The 854-nt window shown below is 64.5% G+C and carries 1 protein-coding gene; it reads left to right on the forward strand.

The genetic code is table 11. The features are described 5' to 3' along the window. Nucleotides 1–256 precede the first annotated feature (256 nt). A partial coding sequence (locus tag EPD80_RS11290) for an IS110 family transposase (RefSeq protein WP_142811851.1) occupies nt 257–854 on the forward strand: 598 nt, incomplete at its 3' end.

Genomic DNA, 854 nt, shown 5'->3' on the forward strand with positions numbered 1-854 from the left:
CTAACGGTCATTGCGACTGGCGCCACCCCCGATGATGAAAGAAACTACGGGGTGGAAGGCAGCGGGAAGAGGTCGCGCAATTTTTTGGCGGATCGACCCCGCACGCTAACGTGACCCGCCGGACTGACTCGTACCCCGGATTGCTTCCATAGAGAGCGCACGTTAAAAAGGCCGTTGGCGACCTGTCGCCTTCAGGCACTTTCAGTCTCGGCACCCGCCGTCTTCCGCCCTCGAGTGTAAATCGACAGGAGGCAATATGGAACTGGTCGCGCTGTACAAACGGGTGGTCGGCCTAGACATCCACCAGGCGCAGATCACGGCCTGCGCGCTGATCGAAGAGGCCGATGGCACGATACGCATCGAGCAGCGGCAGTTTGGCGCCTTCAAGCGCGACCGCCGCGCATTGGCCGACTGGGTCGCCTCGTTGCGCCCCGACGAGGTCGTGATGGAGAGCACCGGCATCTACTGGAAGAGCCCGTATGCCGCGCTGGAAGCGGCCGGCATTCGCGCCAAGGTGGTCAACGCGCGCCACGTCAAAAACGTCCCCGGGCGCAAGACGGACGTGGGCGACGCCCAGTGGCTGGCCACGCTGGCGCGTGCCGGCCTGTTGCGCGGCTCGTTCATCCCGCCGGCCAAGTTGCGCGAACTGCGCCTGATCGCTCGCCAGCGGCAGAAGTTGGTCGGACACCTGGCCTCCGAGAAGAACCGTTTGCACAAAGTGCTCACCGACGGCGGAATTCGCCTCGGTGTCGTCGTCAGCGACCTGCACGGGCAATCGGCAAGGGCCATGGTCAAGGCGATCATCCTCGGCCAGCCACCGCACGAGGTGCTTGCGCTCGCTTCTCGCCGCCTCA

Source organism: Tepidiphilus olei (assembly GCF_006980705.1).
In the GTDB taxonomy this organism is placed as follows: Bacteria; Pseudomonadota; Gammaproteobacteria; order Burkholderiales; family Rhodocyclaceae; genus Tepidiphilus; species Tepidiphilus olei.